A 15441-nucleotide genomic window follows, 5' to 3' on the forward strand; every position below is an offset into this window, starting at 1 on the left:
TCGGCTCATGGTTCGCGCATGCTCTCGTTCAGGCTGCCGATCAGCGGACGCACGAGGTAACCCATGACGCTGCGGTCACCGATTTTGATGTCCGCCACCAGAGGCAAACCGGGAAGCAGCTGGAAGTTGGCCGGAACATTCCGCAGGTCCGTCGACGTCAGCTTGATGCGCGCCCGGTAGTAGAGCCCGCCCTGCCCCAGCGCGCCGGACGATGCGTTGGAGTCCGCTTTGGTCATCGTGCCCGCTTCGCTGCGGGCGTTGAACGAGTCGTCGCTGATGCTCTCGACGATGCCCTCGGCGAAGCCATGCTCCATGTAATTGTAGGCGTCGAACTTGATATGGACGAGGTCGCCCTCGCGCACGAAGCCGATGTCGCTACCGTCGATCTGCGCGATCACCTCGAGCGGCGCGTTCAGCGGCGTCAGCGTGAACAGCGGCTCGGCCTCGCGCACGATCGAGTTGACCGAGCGGTTCGCGACCTCCAGCACCACGGCATCGACCGGGGCGGTGAGGTTGACGAACTGCCGGCGCCGCTCGGCCTTGGCCAGCTGTTCCTGTAGGACGTCGCGGTCCGAGCGCTGCTGCATCAGATCCTGCGACAGCGTCGTCTTCCACTGCTGGATGAACGCATCGCGCTGCGCCTTCAGATCGTCCAGCTCATGCTGGCTCTGCTGGACCGTGGAGATCGCGATGGTCAGGTTGCGCTCGACATCGAGACGGCTGGACTTGGCGGCTAGGGCGTTGATCTTGCTGCCGATCTCCTTCTCCGCCAGCGACGTCCGGATGCCCTCGATCTCCTTCAGGCTCTGCAGCTGGATGTTCAGCGAGGCGATCTGCCGCTCGGTGTTCGAGATGACGCCGACGGAGCGCGCGATGCGCTCGTCGTAGCTCTGGACCTGCGACTGGAACTGCGCCTGACGGCTGCGCCACAGCGCCATCTGCGCCAGCGCCGCTTCCGGCGGCAGGTTGACGGCGGGCTGGTAGGGACGCCCGGCCAACTCGGCTTCCATGCGGCCGATCTGCGCGTCGAGGAAGCCGCGCTTGATCGAGAGCTGGCCATAATCGGCCTCGGCGAACGTCGGGTCCAGCGTGGCCAGCAGCTGCCCCGCCTTCACCACGTCACCGGCGCGCACGTTGATGCTGCGCAGGATCGAGGTGTCGAACGGTTGCAGAATGATCGACGAGGCCTTCGACACCAGCTTGCCGCGCGACTGCACCACGCGGTCGATGCGGGCGATGGTTGCCCAGACGATCGCGGAGACGACCAGCGCCACGCAGAAGTACAGGGTCGTGCGCAGCAGGAACGGTTCCGGTTGACCCTCGACCTCGGCGGCGTCGGACTGGAAGTCGTTGATGGCCTGCTCGACCGCCGCCTCGTCGACAGGCGTGGGACGCAAGACTGCGAGGCTCATGACGCAAGCTCCAGGTGACGATTCTGCTTATGCCAGAGGTGCCGGTAGACGTCGCAACGGCCGAGCAGCTCATGGTGCCGCCCGAGATCGGCGACCTTGCCCTGGTCGAGCACCAGGATCTGGTCGCAGGCGACCAGCGACGACAGCCGGTGGGAGATCATGATGAGCGAGCGCCCGCGGGCGATGCCCATCAGGTTCTGCTGGACGATGGCCTCGCTCTCGGCGTCGAGCGCGCTGGTCGCCTCGTCCATGATGAGGATCGGCGGGTTGGTGAGCAGCGCGCGGGCGATGGCGATGCGCTGGCGCTGGCCACCCGAAAGGTTGGACGACCCCTCCTCCAGGACCGTGTCGAAGCCGCGCGGCAGACGCTCGATGAACTCGTCGGCGCCGGCCAGCCGCGCCGCCTCCATGATCTCTTCCAGCGTGGATCCGGGCTTGGCCGAGGCGATGTTGTCACGGATCGAGCCGCGGAACAGGAAGTTGTCCTGGAGCACGACGCCGATGTTGGTGCGCAAATGGTCCAGATCGATCTCACGCAGATCGTGGCCGTCGATCTTGATGAGGCCTTCCTGCGGCCGGTGCAGCGCCTGCAACAGGCGCGTGATCGTCGTCTTGCCCGAACCGCTGCGGCCCATGATGCCGAACATGGTGCCGGCCGGCACGTCGAACGAGACGTCGTTGAGCGCCGGGGTGGAGGCGCCGGGATAGGTGAAGCGCACGTTCGAGAACTGCACGTTCCCCTCGATGGGCGCGCGCAGGCCCTGGCCGGTGCGGCCGCTCTCGGAGGGGTGGTTCATGATCTGGCCGAGCATGCGCACGGACAGCGACACCTCCTGGAACTGCTGGATCATCTGCGACAACTGCACCAGCGGCCCGGTGACCCGGCTGGCGACGATCTTGAAGGCGATCAGCGCGCCGACCATCATCCCGCCGTCGAACACCAGATAAGCGCCCACACCCATGACGGCGATCTGCGTCACCTTGTCGATGGGCGAGATCATCGTCTGGGCAATGCTCGAATAGTTCGCCAGATCGAAGCGGCGCTCGATGGTGCGGACCAGCAGGCGGTCCCAGACTCGGCGCTGCCGGGAGTCGAGCGACAGCGACTTCACCGTGCGCATGCCGGTGACGTTCTCGATCAGGAAGCTCTGCAGCGCCGCCTCGGACTCGTAGAGCGAGGTCATGCGCCGCTTGAACGGCGGCAGCAGGATCAGCATGAAGATGCACAGCAGCGCCGTCGAGCCGAGCACGATCATCGCCAGCGGCACGCTGTAGAGGAACATCATCGGGATGAACACGATGAGGCCGACGCTGTCCAAGAGGACGGAGAACAGCTGCCCCGTCAGGAACTGACGGATGCGGTCGGTCTGCAACATGTTCTTGGTGATGACGCCGGTTGAAGAATGCTCGAAAAATTCCATCGGCAGGCTGATCAGCTTGCTGAAGGTGCGCGAGCTGACCTCGGAATCGATCTTGTTGGTGGCGTACAGCATCAGATAGCGGCGCATGTACATGAAGATCGTCTCGAAGATGGTCGCGATGACCATACCGCCGACGAGGACGTACAGCGTGCCGATGCTGCGGTGGACGAGCACGCGGTCGATGACGATCTGCATGAAGACCGGCATGGCCATCGTCAGGATGCTGAGCACGACGGCGGCGACGGCGACGTCGCGGAACACCTTCTTGTGCTTGAGGATGATCGGGAAGAACCAGCTCAGCCCGAAGGGCTGCTCGCCCTCCACCGCCTTGCCGTCGACCTTGATCAGCATCACCTCGCCGGTCCAGGCGCGGGTGAAGCGCTCCTCGTCCACCGGCATCAACGCCTGATCGTCGGCCAGCGGGTCGCGGATCATGACCACCGGCGTGCCCTTGAGCGCGTTGACCTGAGCCAGCAGCACCCATTGGCCGTTGCGCAGCCGAGCCAGCGCCGGGAACGCTTCCCCCAGCTTGCCCAGGTGGTTCCACGACATCCGCACGAGCTTGGCCTTGAGGCCGATGTCCCGCGCGATGCCCAGCAGGACATGCGTCGACGGTTCCCCCTCATCGAGCACATGGTCGTGCCGCAGCCGATCGACGGACGTGTCGATGCCACGCACGCGGGCGGCCTCAACGAGGCAACGGAGCGCGGTATCGCCCCCGGCGGAGTCACTGATTGCCATGGTCCTGATTCTATCCAGCGTCGCAAACCGGGGCTACAGTTGCGGAAGCACCTCGGAAGGGGCAAATTACATCATTGTAATCCCGCCCGATTAGATTTTTTTGTATGGTCGGCCGTGCATAAGATGAGCCGCGCGTGACTGGGCACTATGACCCGCTGGGCAAGATGATCCGATGAGCTGTTCTCCCTCCGCCGACGAGCCTCGGCCCACGCGCGGCGCGCCCATCGTCCGGGGCGGCGGCGCGCGGATGAAGATCCTCGTCGTTGAAGACGACCCCAAGGCGTCGGCCCTGATGACCAAGGGGTTGACGGACAGCGGCCACGAGGTGGAACACGTCGCCAACGGCGACGAGGGGCTGGAGCGGGCGCGCTCGGGGCGCTTCGACGTGCTGGTGATCGACCGCATGCTGCCGGGCCGCGACGGCATGTCCATCGTCGCGGCACTGCGGGAGGCGAGCGACTACACTCCGGTGCTGATCCTCTCCGCGCTCGGCAGCCTGGAGGAGCGCATCCACGGGCTGCGCGGCGGCGGCGACGATTACCTGACCAAGCCCTGCTCCCTGGCCGAGCTGGTCGCGCGGGTCGAGGCGCTGGGCCGGCGCACCCTGATCCCCGCCATGGGCACCCGCCTGAAGGTCGGCGACCTGGAGATCGACGTGCTCACCCGCAAGGTGAACCGGTCCGGCCGAAGCATCGAGCTGCACCCGCGCGAGTTCAAGCTTCTGGAATACCTGATGCGGAACGCCGAAAACGTGGTGACCCGCACCATGCTGCTGGAGAATGTCTGGGACTTCCATTTCGATCCGCAGACCAACGTGGTCGAGGTGCACGTCGCCCGCCTGCGGCAGAAGATCGACCGCGATTTCCCGACCTCCCTGCTCCACACGGTGCGTGGTGCCGGGTACTGCCTGCGCGCCTGATCGGCGCCCGCCCGGCATGCGCCTGCTGCACTCCACCACTTTTCGCGTCGCCCTGCTGTATCAGGGGCTGTTCCTCACCTCGGTTCTGGTGATCCTCGGCCTCATCCACACGATGAGCACGCGCTTCCTCGACCGCCAGACCGACCAGCCCATCGAGTTGGAGCTGAACGACTTCACCGCTGTGCAGCGCGCCCACGGCTTGTCCGGCCTCGTTGCCGCCGTGCAGGAGCGCAGCCGCGACTCCCGGACCGGCACGCTCTATCGGCTGACCGGCCCCGACGGTCAGGTGCTGGCCGGCTCCCTGGCGCCGCCGGCCGCCCCCGACGCCGACCCCACCCGCCCCATGCGCGCCTTGGGCCGGGCGTTCGAGGACGGCAGCCACCTGCTGATCGGCCGCGACGTGACGGAACGCCGCGATTTCGAACGCCAGCTGCGGGAGGTGCTGGTGCTGGCGCTGCTGCTGACCGTGGCGTTTGCGGTGCTCGGCGGCGTGCTGATCAGCCGCAACGTGACGCACCGGCTGGAGGTGATCAACCGCACCACCCGGCGCATCATGGTCGGCCACCTGGACGAGCGCATCCCGCGCTTCCGCAACGACGACGAACTGGACCAGCTGGCCGGGAACCTGAACGAGATGCTGGACCAAATCGGCCATCTGATGGCCGGCCTGCGCCACGTCAGCGAGGGCATTGCGCACGATTTGCGCACGCCGCTCAACCGGCTGCGCGCCCAGCTGGAGATGGCCGCCTTCGATGCGCAGGAACTGGACGGCGGCGACGCCATCCAGGACGCCATTCAAGAGGCCATCCAGGAGGCCGACCGCCTGCTCGACATGTTCGCCGCCCTGCTCAGCATCGCCAAGGCGGAGGCGGGCTATCAACAGATCCCCTTGTCCGAGATGGAGCTGGGGGCCGTGGTCCGCCGCGTGGCCGAGTTCTATGAACCGGTGGCGGAGGAGCGCAGCGTCACCCTGCGGGTCGACGCCGACCGCGAGGTGATGATTGTCGGGCAGGACCAGTTGCTGGCCCAGGCCGTGGCGAATCTCATCGACAACGCCATCAAGTACACGCCGCCCGGCGGCAGCGTTTCGGTCACTGTGACGCCGACGCCGGAGATCGTCGTCGCCGACACCGGGCCGGGCATCGCGCCGGAGGACCGCGAGCGCGTGGTGCGCCGCTTCTTCCGGCTGGAGCACAGCCGCACCACGCCGGGCAACGGGCTGGGGCTGGCGCTGGTCGATGCGGTGGCGCGCCTGCACGACGCGGCTCTGGAGATGGCCGACAACGGGCCGGGCCTGCGCGTCACGCTGCGCTTCCGCAACGCCGGCCGGCCGGCAGCGCCCCGCCCACATCCGCACCGATCGGGGCTTGCTCTCCCGGCGGATAATGGCGATAAGGGAGGTTCAACGGACCGCCGGCAGGAAACCTGCTGAAGTCGCATCAATGATCGCTTTGGATGGAAGCCATGGCCGAAGGAACGGTTGATTACTACGCGATGGTGGAAGAGGCTTGGCAGCTCAGCGATGCCGCCCGCGACTACGTGAAGAACGCGAACCGCGAGGTCAGCAACGACGAGCTGTGGGAGAAGATCTTCACCCCGTCGCCGCTCCTCGACCTCGAGCGCACGCAACGCGAAGGCGGGCAGCCGCTCCAGAAGATTTTCTTCAAGAACCCCTACGGGTTGCAGTACCGCGCCGACCACAAGGATTGGATCCCGTTCCGCCACGGTCCGCTCGATCCGGCCTACCTTCAGGCCATCTGACGAACACCGCCGGACCGGCGCCGCAAGGCGGCCGGTCCGGCCCGCCGGATCAGCTTTTCCGGCTTAAGGCGCTACTGGCCGAACCGCTCCGCCAGCGCCGTTCCTACCCCGGCCACCACGCTCCGCCAATCGCCCAGCCGCTCCTGACGGAAGATCCGCATGCCCGGATACCAGGGGGTGTCGGCGCGCGCCTGCAACCAGCGCCAGTCCGGCTGCGCCGACAGCAGCAGCCATACCGGGCAGCCCATCGCGCCCGCCAGATGCGCCGTGGCCGTATCCACCGTCACCACGAGGTCGAGGCCACGGATGACCGCCGCCGTGTCGGTGAAGTCCGCCGGCTGCGCCGCCAGGGGCCGCACGGCGCCCGCCGGCAGCGCGTCGAGCGCCCGGCCGTCCTCGCCGATCTGGAGGCTGTGCCACTCCACGCCCGGCATGGCGAACAGCGGCGCCAGTTCTTCCAGGGCGATGGAGCGGTAGCGGTCGTCCGGGTCGGCCCGGTTGCCGGCCCAGACGAGTCCGATCCGCGGCTTGCCCGGCGCCCGCTCGACGGCTGGCGGGACGGTCAGGTAGGGGATGGCGCGCGGCACGTCGCCCGGACCGGTCAGGCCGAGGACCAGCGGCAGGCTCATCAGCGGCACGTGGGCGGCGAAGGCCGGCAGGCGATCGCCCTCGCCCACCACGGCATCCACGCCGGGCGCGCCGGCCAGCAGCCGGTGCAGTGGGCGCGGCGCGCCTACGACCACGCGCGCCCCGGCCCGCTCCCGTGCCGGCACCAGATAGCGTGCGAACTGGATGGTGTCGCCCAGCCCCTGCTCGGCATGCACCAGCAGCGTCCGACCGTCGAGGCGCTCGCCCATCCAGAACTGGCCCCACCCCCGCTTCAGCCACGGCGGCGGCCCTTTCAGGACCCAGCGCCACTCGTACAGCCGGAATCCCTCCTCCCAGGCCCCGCGCGCCAGCAGCGCCATGGCGAGGTTGTAGCCCGCCTGCGCATCGTCCGGGTCACGCAGCAGCGCGGTGCGAAAAGCCTCGACCGCATCCCGCGTGCGGCCGAGCTTCATCAGGGCAACCCCCAGCGAGTTCTGCGCCCCCGCCACACCAAAGCCGGCCGCAGCCGTCAGCGCGTCGGCCGCCGGTTGCAGATCGCCGTCCAGATAGGCCAGCACACCGGCCAGATTGAGCGCCGCGCCGTCGCCTGGGTGCTGCGCCAGCAGATCCCGTACGATGCGCCGCGTCGCCGCCGTGAGGTCCGCGCCCATGCCCTGTGCTCCGAAATCCGTCCGCGCGGCCTGCAATAGGCCAGGGGTGGTTCCCTTGACAAGCGGATTGGGCTTCTCCTAAACGTCCGCAGGCAGCCGGTGGAAGGCCAGAATGCTGAACGTGTACATCAAGTGCTACAGCCGGCCGGCCTATCTCGACCGCTGCATCCGCTCGGTCAAGCGCATGGTGTCCGGGTACAACGCCATCGTGCTGCTGGACGACGGGCTGGAGAACCGCCACCTCGCCCGCATCCTGGAACTCCACCCCGACGTCCAGGTGCGCCGCTCGCTCAAGGTGACCTGCCGCGACGGCGGGACGGCGCCTCCCGACGATCCCCGGCTGCTCGACCCCGCGCGTTTCTGGGTGCAGGAGATCGGCAAGGACCCGAACCGCTTCATGTTCCTCATGGAAGAGGACACATGGCTGACCGAGCCGTTCGATTTGCCGCTCGTCCTACGCAACATGGAGCGCAACAACGTCCTTCTGCTGCGGCTGTACTGGAACGGCAATCCGCGCTTCGCGCTCCCCGAGGAGGTCATCATGGCCGCGATCCTCGACGGCGGGACGACGCTGGAATACTACGCGCCCAAGCCCAAGCACTGGTTCGACCTGTACCGGATGTTCAGTCTGGCGCAGGCCATCTACCGCACCGACTACTGGGTGCACAGCTACACCGACATCCCCTCCTGGCACGCCGAGCAGCACGTGCTCCAGCGCGCGCTGGCCTTCGTCAAGGCGCACAACGACGACACGCCCCGGCCGCGTTTCGCCAAGATGGACCACGAGGTCGTCCGCCACTGCGTGTCCTCGACCAGCCGGGCCGATGCCGGCGGGATCGGCGTCACCTGCAAGATCGACCCGGTCCCCTACAACGCCGTCCTCAACGAGGGCTGGTACGACGGCAGCCTCGACCCGCTCGAAGGCTTCCCGCACGACTTCAGCGAAGCCGGGCTGATGCGGCTGTTCGAGGCCCGCCTCGGCCGCGCGGCCGCCGAGGCGTGGCTGGCGTGGAAGCGCGATTATCTGCGCATGTACGCCGCCATGGGCTGCGCGCTGGAATGAGCGTGCGGCGGCGCGGCGGCGGCCGACAGACTGCTTGCGTCGATGCGGACAACGGAATATCCACTTGCCGATGCCGCATACCGGGCTCGGGTCGGCAAGAGGAAGCGTAGGTACATGGCACTCCGCAGTCTGCAAAACGTCGCCCACAGCATGCTCGGGCATCGCTACCTGATCGGCCAGCTGGCTTGGCGCGAGATCGCCGGCCGCTACCGCGGGTCGGTAATCGGGCTCTTGTGGTCCTTCATCACGCCGCTGGCGATGCTGTCGGTCTACACGCTGGTGTTCGGCGTGATCTTCCAGTCGCGCTGGAACGTCACCGCGGCCCAGGCCGCCGCCCGGCCGGAGAGTCACGCCGACTTCGCGCTGACGCTGTTCGTCGGCCTGATCCTGCACGGCTTCCTCACCGAGTGCATGGTGCGGGCACCTGGGCTGATCCTCGCCAACGTCAATCTGGTGAAGCGCGTCGTTTTCCCGCTGGAGATCCTGGGCTGGACGACCATCGCCTCGGCGCTGTTCCACGGCGCGGTGAGCTTCGTGGTGCTGCTGTGCATCCTGCTGGCGGTGCACGGGAGCGTTTCGTGGACGGTGCTGCTGCTGCCCGTGGTGCTGGCGCCCTTCGTGCTGCTGGTGCTCGGCTTCGTCTGGTTCCTGTCGGCGACCGGCGTGTTCCTGCGCGACATCGGGCAGGCCATGCAGCCGGTCACCACGGTGCTGCTGTTCCTCAGCCCGGTGCTGTTCCCGGTGACCGCCATCCCCCAGCCGCTGCGGGCGCTGATCGCGCTGAACCCGCTGACCATCCCCGTCGAGCAGGCGCGCGATCTCATCATCTGGGGGCTGCTGCCAAACTGGTGGGTGCTGGCGGTCTACTCGGTGGTCGCCGTCTTCATTGCGTGGGCCGGGCTGTACTGGTTCAACCGCAGCCGCGGCGCGTTCGCCGACGTTCTTTGACACGGCCCCCTCAGGACAGAAAGACCGCGGATGCTGAGCTTCCTGGGAATCGGCGCGCAGAAGGCCGGCACCACCTGGCTGTATTTCAACCTCAAGAAACACCCGGAACTGTTCCTGACCGAAGAGAAGGAACTGCATTTCTGGGACTGGCACCGCAGCCGCGGCCTGGACTGGTACCGCGAGCAGTTCGCGCCGGCCCCGGCTGGCCGCCCGGCCGGCGAGATCACGCCAGCCTACTCCATCCTCCCCCCGGAAACCATCGGCGAGATCCACGCCGAGTTCCCCGACGTTCGCCTGATCTACCTGATCCGCAACCCCATCGAGCGGGCGTGGTCCTCGGCGCTGATGGCACTGCCGCGGGCGGAATTGACCATCGACGAAGCCTCGGACGCGTGGTTCATCGACCATTTCCACTCCGCCGGCTCGCTGCGCCGCGGCGACTATGAGACGTGTCTGCGCAACTGGCACGCCCGCTTCCCCCAAGGGCAACTCCACGTCGAGACCTTCGACGACATCCTGCACGACCCGCGCGGCGTGCTGCGCCGCTGCTGCACCCACATCGGCACCGATGCCGGCATCTACGACGCGCTGCCGGAAGAGGATCTGCGCGCGCCACACAACGTCGGCCTCGGCCACCCGCTCCGCCCGACGCTGCGCCGCTATCTGGATGAGTTGTACCGGCCGCGCATCGAGCGTCTGGCCTCCTACATCGGCCGCGACCTGTCGGGCTGGCTCGGTGCGCCGCCACCGGCTCCGCCGCTGGCCGAACGGATGCGCTGCTGGGTCTCGGTGATGGCCCACCGCTACCGCTGACGGGGTATCGGCAGCGGAAAACCAACCCGCACCGGCAGGTCGGGGTTGCGGCGGGCCGGCGTCCGGTGCGAAGAATGCTCCGGTGCGGGTGCAGCATGACTCGTGCAGCATGATTTGGGGAATGGTGTGGACTTGGAAGGTTCTCTCTTAGCGGAACACGCGGCCGCGGACGTGGCGGCGGCAGCCGACGCCACTCCCCCCGCCATTGTGGTGCGCGACCTGTCGAAGGTCTACCAGATCTACGACCGGCCCGAGGACCGCCTGAAGCAGTCGCTGTTCCGGCACCGCCGCCAGTACTACCGCGAGTTCTGGGCGCTGCGCGACGTCAGCCTGGAGGTGCCGCGCGGCAGCACGGTCGGCATCATCGGCCACAACGGGTCGGGAAAATCGACGCTGTTGCAGCTCATCTGCGGGACGCTGCGGCCGACCCGGGGCGAGGTGACCGTGCGCGGCCGGGTGTCGGCCCTGCTGGAGTTGGGCTCCGGCTTCAATCCCGAATTCAGCGGGCGCGAGAACGTCTACCTCAACAGCGCCATCCTCGGCCTCTCGCGCACCGAGACCGACGCGCTGATGGAGGAGATCATCCGCTTCGCCGACATCGGCGACCATCTGGAACAGCCGATCAAAACCTACTCGACCGGCATGGTCATGCGCCTAGCCTTCGCTGTGGCGATCAGCGTCAACCCCGACATCCTGGTGGTGGACGAGGCGCTGGCGGTCGGCGACGAGGCGTTCCAGCGCCGCTGCATGTCGCGCATCGAGGCGTTGAAAAAGGGCGGCGCCACCATCCTGTTCGTCTCGCACTCGGCCAACCAGGTCGTGGACATCTGCGATCGCGCCGTCCTGCTGGACCATGGCGAGATGCTCTACGACGGCGCCCCTAGGCGCGCGGTGAACTTCTACCACCGCCTCGTCTACACCCCGGCCGACAAGGCCACCGACTTCCGCGAGGCCCTGCGCAAGGCGCGCCGAGGCGAGGCGCCGCTGCCCGACGAGCGCGCCGCCGCGACCGCCGCCGACCCGGCGGACATCCCCGCCGATCCCGATGAGATCACCGACTACTACAACCCCGGCCTCATGGCGCAGAGCATCACCGAGTACGAGTCCCGTGGTGCCCGCATCAACGACGTGCGCATCACCACGACCGACGGACGCCGCGTCAACATGCTGGTGACCGGCCGCCGCTACGTCCTCACCTACAAGGTCAAGATGGCGGAGGCGGCGTGGAGCGTCGCCGCCGGCACGCGCATCAAGATGCTGACCGGCGTCGAACTCGGCGGCGCCTCGACCATCCACACGCCGCGCATGATCGAGTACGTCGAGGCCGGCTCGGTCCTGAGCGTCACGCACGAGTTCGAGTGCCGCCTGACCGAAGGCACCTACTTCGTCAACGCGGGCGTTTCGGCGCTGATCGAGGGCGAGAGGCACTGGCTCAGCCGCATGGTGGACGTCGCCATGTTCATGGTGCTGCCCGACAAGCGCGGACGCTATTCCAACGGCCCGGTCGACTTCGCTTTCGACAGCCAAGCGCAAATCCTGTAGAGAGCCCGGCCCCGATGCTTTCCCGCCTGTTCCGGCGCCCGCCGCGCCGCCGCGTCGTCGTCATCCTCGGCATGCACAACAGCGGCACGTCGCTGCTCGCCCGCGCCATCGCGCTCATGGGGGTGGAGTTGGGGCCCAACGTGCTGACGCGCGACAGCTTCGACACCGCGCCGCGCTACGACTATTGGGAACACGCGCAGATCACCGAGATCCAGGAACGCATCCTGGAGCGCATCGACCGCCATTGGGGCACCGAACGCGCCGACTGGCCGATCCCGCCATCGGTCTGGCAGACGCCGGAGATGCTGGCCGACAAGCGCGCGCTGGCCGACATCCTCCAGCGCGAACTGGCCGGGACGCCCGGCCTGTGGGGCTTCAAGGATCCGCGCACGGTGCGCCTGATGCCGCTGTGGCTCGACCTGTTCGCAGCCCTGCGCATCGATCCGCTGTACCTCATCAGCCTGCGCGACGCCACGACGGTCGCCACCTCCTTCGCCTCCAAGGGGCGGGTCAGCTACGCCCTGGCCGAGCGGCTGTGGGCTCGCCACTATTTCGAAGCCCTGCAATGCAGCGTCGGCGCGGCGCGCATGGTGCTCGATTACGACGCATGGTTCCGCGACTGGGAGCACGAGTTCGAGCGCCTTGCCGACCTCCTGGGCCTTGCGCCCGGCGAGGCCCGCACCGCCGCCCGCGCCGCGGTCGGCGCGACCATCAACCCCGGCCTGAAGCAGTTCTCCGCACCGGCCGAGGCCCCGGCGCGGCCGATCACCCGCGACCTCCAAGCGCTGCTTGCCCGCATGGCCGCCGGTGAGACCGACGCCGCCGCGGAAGCCGCCCTGCTCGCCCGCCGCGAGGAGCTGTCGCAGACCTGATCCGGCGGTTTCCGTTGCGCCGGCCGGCATCGGCTGCGAGAGTATCCGACCTTGTTTGCACCCCATCGCCCCCAGGATCCAGCGCTCATGGACCAGCAGACCTCCCCCGGCTCGCCGCTCGCCAGCTATCTGACCGCGTCGATCGACGTGCTGCGGCGGACGCTCGAGACGCTGGACCCGGCGCTCATGGAGGCGGTCGTCGCCCGCACCGTCGAGGCGCTGGCCGACAACCGGGCGCTGCTGGTCTGCGGCAACGGCGGCTCGGCCGCCGACGCCCAGCACATCACCGGCGAGCTGGTCGGCCGCTTCCTGCGCGAGCGGCGCGCGCTGAAGGCGATCTGCCTCAGCTCGAACGCCGCCGTGCTGACCGCCTGGGCCAACGACTATGCCTACGACGACGTGTTCGCCCGGCAGGTGCAGGCCTATGGCGAACCGGGCGGCGTGCTGCTGGGCCTCAGCACCAGCGGCAATTCCAAGAACGTGATCGCCGCCTTCGAAGAGGCGCGCCGCATCGGCATGACCACCATCGCCCTGACCGGCGAGGGCGGCGGCAAGCTGGCACCGCTCAGCGACCTGCTGCTGGTGGTCCCGACACGGCACACGCCGCTGATCCAGCAGGTGCACATCTGCCTGTACCACTTCCTGTGCGAACAGGTGGAAGCCAGACTGGCCAGCGCGTGAGCGCACGGTTTACCACGCCGACATAAGGGCACAGAAGGTGCCAGCAGGGAGACATCCGCATGCCTAGCTTCAACAAGCGCGTTTTGGTGACCGGCGGCGCCGGGTTTCTCGGCTCCCACCTGTGCGAGCGTCTGATCGAGCAGGGCTGCGACGTTCTCTGCGCCGACAACTACTACACCGGCTCGCGCGAGAACGTGGCGCACCTGCTGGGGCACCCGCGTTTCGAGCTGATGCGCCACGACGTGACGTTCCCGCTCTATGTCGAGGTGGACCAGATCTACAACCTCGCCTGCCCGGCTTCGCCCGTGCACTACCAGCACGACCCGGTGCAGACCACGAAGACGTCGGTGCACGGCGCCATCAACATGCTGGGCCTCGCCAAGCGGCTGCGCGCCCGGACATTCCAGGCATCGACCTCGGAGGTCTATGGCGATCCGTCGGTGCACCCGCAGCCGGAAGAGTACTGGGGCAACGTCAACACCATCGGCCCGCGGGCGTGCTACGACGAGGGCAAGCGCTGCGCCGAGACGCTGTTCTTCGACTACCACCGCCAGCACGGGCTGCCGATCAAGGTGGTGCGCATCTTCAACACCTACGGCCCGCGCATGCACCCCGACGACGGCCGCGTGGTGTCCAACTTCATCGTCCAGGCGCTGAAGGGCGAGCCGATCACCGTCTACGGCGACGGCAGCCAGACCCGCTCGTTCTGCTACGTCGACGACCTGATCGAGGGGTTCCTGCGCTTCATGGAGACGCCGGACGAGGTGACCGGGCCGCTCAACCTCGGCAACCCCGGCGAGTTCACCATCCTTGAGTTGGCCGAGATGGTGATCCGGCTGACCGGCTCCAAATCGCAGATCGTGCGCCGCCCGCTGCCCGCCGACGACCCCAAGCAGCGCCAGCCGGACATCACCAAGGCGCGCGCACTGCTGGACTGGAATCCCACCGTCCCGCTGGAAGTCGGCCTGGAGAAGACCATCGACTACTTCCGCAAGCGGTTCTTCTAAAGGGTTTTCTCGTTAGTTGAAAGGGCGCGCTTGCTCTTGCCACCCACGCGTTATAGTGCACAGTCCGGTGAAAATGAACAGGCTGTCCGGTCGAAACTGAACAGCGCGTACGGCGGAAATCGAACAGGCCGTACGGCAGCATGAACACTCTGTGCGCTGTCGCCCGCGGAGTGGCACCTCACGCCGCCTTCGTCATCTGCACTATACCTTCTCTTTGGCTCTTGGGTCAACCATCAGTGATCATGGCGGTGTTCCCAGATAATCCGTCAATTGATCTCCGCACATCCAAATACCCGCCCTGATTACGCGCGTCGGCATTCTTCGCCCTTGTCTTCGATGGCGGAGCATCGGTCCAAGGGGCGCAGGCCGGTCAAGTGCGAAGCCGCCGAAGGCGGTGGCGCGTCAGCGCCACACTTGAGGGGCCTGTACCCCTTGGACATCATCCTCGCCCGAAGGCAAGGCGCCGATCACGTCGCTGGGGGGCTGGTCGGGGTGTCCTCCTTGGTGTTCGCCGTGAGGCGCTTGCGCATCGACTCCCCGCGCAGCTCGATGCGGTAGGCGTTGTGAACGACGCGGTCCAGCAGGGCGTCGGCGTAGGTGGCACCCCCAACCATCGCAGGCTGCCCCAATTTCGGATCGACTGGTCCGTGAGGTCACGGTCACCGATCGGCGGCATTCGCTTTACGGGCAATGCCTCGAGGTTGCCGTCGGAGGCCCCTCCCGCGGTCCGGACTGGGTGACGGTCCTTCTTCCGGACGGGCGCCGCCGGCACATTCGCCGGGCCGCAACCAACCTGGCGCGGGCACCGGCGGGACAGCCAACGGCCGATCTGGACGGCGCCCGCATCTCGGTGCGGACGCTGCTGCCCTTGGCGCAATGCCTGTGTGCAACGACAATTTCGAAGTCCGGCCAGCGTCAATTACGGGTTCTTCCGCATTTTTGGTGCAAAACAGCCCTCGGTGGAATGGCTTTAGGGACGACAACTTCACGCGGCGGCCAGAA

Annotated in this window: 13 protein-coding genes and 1 pseudogene; 10 read left to right on the plus strand and 4 right to left on the minus strand. The window is 67.5% G+C overall.

The annotated features are described in order from the left end of the window. Positions 1-5 precede the first annotated feature (5 nt). A complete protein-coding gene (locus ACSVDD_RS28805) occupies positions 6-1412 on the minus strand; it encodes an HlyD family type I secretion periplasmic adaptor subunit (RefSeq protein WP_448192866.1) in 1407 nt (468 codons plus the stop codon). Then, positions 1409-3574, minus strand: coding sequence for a peptidase domain-containing ABC transporter (locus ACSVDD_RS28810; RefSeq protein WP_448192867.1), 2166 nt, complete (start codon positions 3572-3574; stop codon positions 1409-1411). The genes ACSVDD_RS28805 and ACSVDD_RS28810 overlap by 4 nt, the downstream gene beginning before the upstream one ends. 247 nt (positions 3575-3821) lie before the next feature. Between ACSVDD_RS28810 and ACSVDD_RS28815 the strand changes: the two genes are divergently transcribed. The 3 genes from ACSVDD_RS28815 to ACSVDD_RS28825 are packed head-to-tail and all read left to right on the plus strand — an operon-like array spanning position 3822 to position 6254. Further along, entirely contained in the window at positions 3822-4493 is a 672-nt protein-coding gene (locus ACSVDD_RS28815; RefSeq protein ID WP_448192878.1) for a response regulator transcription factor, read from the plus strand. A gap of 16 nt (positions 4494-4509) precedes the next feature. Beyond that, a complete protein-coding gene (locus ACSVDD_RS28820) occupies positions 4510-5925 on the plus strand; it encodes a sensor histidine kinase (RefSeq protein WP_448192868.1) in 1416 nt (471 codons plus the stop codon). Positions 5926-5957: 32 nt separating this feature from the next. Beyond that, positions 5958-6254 (plus strand): hypothetical protein, encoded by a 297-nt coding sequence (locus ACSVDD_RS28825; RefSeq protein ID WP_448192869.1) that lies wholly within the window; start codon positions 5958-5960, stop codon positions 6252-6254. 71 nt (positions 6255-6325) lie between these two features. On the opposite strand, the gene ACSVDD_RS28830 is transcribed toward ACSVDD_RS28825, so the two are convergent. Further along, a complete protein-coding gene (locus ACSVDD_RS28830) occupies positions 6326-7513 on the minus strand; it encodes a tetratricopeptide repeat protein (RefSeq protein ID WP_448192870.1) in 1188 nt (395 codons plus the stop codon). A gap of 112 nt (positions 7514-7625) precedes the next feature. Here ACSVDD_RS28830 and ACSVDD_RS28835 point away from each other — a divergent pair, with 112 nt between their 5' ends. From ACSVDD_RS28835 to ACSVDD_RS28865, 7 genes are all read left to right on the plus strand, one after another. Further along, positions 7626-8576: a hypothetical protein gene (locus ACSVDD_RS28835; protein WP_448192871.1), complete on the plus strand. Its 951-nt coding sequence runs from the start codon at positions 7626-7628 to the stop codon at positions 8574-8576. A gap of 114 nt (positions 8577-8690) precedes the next feature. After that, entirely contained in the window at positions 8691-9524 is an 834-nt protein-coding gene (locus ACSVDD_RS28840; RefSeq protein WP_448192872.1) for an ABC transporter permease, read from the plus strand. A 30-nt stretch (positions 9525-9554) separates the two neighbouring features. Then, entirely contained in the window at positions 9555-10337 is a 783-nt protein-coding gene (locus tag ACSVDD_RS28845) for a sulfotransferase family protein (protein ID WP_448192873.1), read from the plus strand. Between the two features lie 132 nt (positions 10338-10469). Next, positions 10470-11879: an ABC transporter ATP-binding protein gene (locus tag ACSVDD_RS28850; protein ID WP_448192874.1), complete on the plus strand. Its 1410-nt coding sequence runs from the start codon at positions 10470-10472 to the stop codon at positions 11877-11879. Between the two features lie 14 nt (positions 11880-11893). Beyond that, on the plus strand, positions 11894-12751 hold the full coding sequence (locus ACSVDD_RS28855) for a sulfotransferase family protein (RefSeq protein ID WP_448192875.1): 858 nt from the start codon (positions 11894-11896) through the stop codon (positions 12749-12751). Positions 12752-12838: 87 nt separating this feature from the next. Continuing rightward, entirely contained in the window at positions 12839-13432 is a 594-nt protein-coding gene (locus ACSVDD_RS28860; RefSeq protein WP_448192876.1) for a D-sedoheptulose-7-phosphate isomerase, read from the plus strand. 59 nt (positions 13433-13491) lie between these two features. Beyond that, entirely contained in the window at positions 13492-14439 is a 948-nt protein-coding gene (locus ACSVDD_RS28865; protein WP_448192877.1) for a UDP-glucuronic acid decarboxylase family protein, read from the plus strand. A gap of 467 nt (positions 14440-14906) precedes the next feature. On the opposite strand, the pseudogene ACSVDD_RS28870 reads toward ACSVDD_RS28865, so the two are convergent. Beyond that, positions 14907-15053, minus strand: a pseudogene (locus ACSVDD_RS28870) (ATP-binding protein); the annotation flags it as partial. Positions 15054-15441: the final 388 nt, after the last annotated feature.

Source organism: Azospirillum terrae, assembly GCF_053470425.1.